This is a genomic window from Kitasatospora sp. SC0581 (assembly GCF_048159585.1).
Lineage (GTDB): Bacteria > Actinomycetota > Actinomycetes > Streptomycetales > Streptomycetaceae > Kitasatospora.
On the sequence record NZ_JBLRWA010000076.1, the window covers coordinates 1 to 1,141 of the forward strand.

Sequence of the window (1,141 nt, forward strand, 5' to 3'; positions counted from 1 at the left end):
ACGCCCCAGCAGGCTCCTCACCCTTGGGCGTCACCCAATCCTTCCCCGCAGCCTCCCGCTTCGCCGCGGCCTCCCGCTTGTCCGTCAACTCCGCCGACGACTTGACCCGCTCCGACGAACCAGAACCCTCAACCTCCGCACCGGACTTCACCTTCGCCCCAGCAGGCGCCTCACCCTTGGGCTCCGTCGCCCAGGCATTCCCCGCGGCCTCCCGCCTCGCCGCGACCTCCCGCTTGTCCGTCAACTCCGCCGACGACTTGACCCGCTCCGACGAACCCGAACCCTCAACCCCCGCACCGGACTTCACCTTCGCCCCCGCGTTGCCGGCCTCGGACCCCGCACCCGCCTTCGCCGCTGCCGCCGCATCGGCCTCGGCCTTGGCCTTGGCGATCCGGGCGTTCGCCGCGGTCTCCTGCTTCGCCGCCAGCTCCGACTGCGGACCCCGGCTGTTCGTCGATGTCTCCGCGTTCGGGAACTCCTGCTGGGATCCGCTCCGCGGGCCGGTTCGGTTCGACGCTCCGGCGTCCTCGGAGACCCGCGGCCCCTCGCCGAGACGATCGCCCCGGCCGGAGAAGGGTTCCGTCTTGCTCACGGGCTTCTCGGTGGACGATCCGACCTTGGTCGAGCCGCCCGCCCCGGATTCGGTCGGCTTGGCCTCGGTGACGGTCTTCACGTTGGAGCCGCCGGGTCGCATCCCCGACTCCGAGGTGCTGCTCCTCGGCCCCGCCCCGTCCTGGGGGCCATCGGCGAGGGTCCTCACCTTCTCGGGACCGAACGGCCGCACGGTGGGCTTCTTCGGCGCCGAGCCCTCGGACTTCGTCGTCGTCCCCTCCTGCCGGCCGTTCTGCCGCGTCTGGTCCGGGGTGGGCCGGCCCCCCTTGCCCGGGGCCGTGCTCTCGGAGGGCGTCTGCTTCGACCCGTCGGTGCCGCCCTCGTGCTCCCTCGGCGAGGGGGTGTCCGCGTCCCCCGACTTCTTGAGGTCGTCCATGGTCGTCGACCTGCGGTCGCCCGAGTCCCGGGACACCCACCTCTCACCGGGCTTGCCGTCCAACGTGGACCCGGTGCCCCGGTCGACCAGCGGCTTCTCCTTCGGCGACCCGCCCTTCACCGGACCATCCGCCGGCAGGTCGTTCACGGTCAT

General features: G+C 72.3%; 1 protein-coding gene and 1 pseudogene. One reads left to right on the forward strand and one right to left on the reverse strand.

From position 1 onward, the window contains the following. Positions 1 to 673: pseudogene (locus ACLWS4_RS37110) on the reverse strand (hypothetical protein); the annotation flags it as partial. Between the two features lies 1 nt (position 674). On the opposite strand from ACLWS4_RS37110, the gene ACLWS4_RS37115 reads away from it, so the two are divergent. Beyond that, the coding region (locus ACLWS4_RS37115) for a hypothetical protein (protein WP_416876438.1) at positions 675 to 1,141 on the forward strand (467 nt) is incomplete at its 3' end.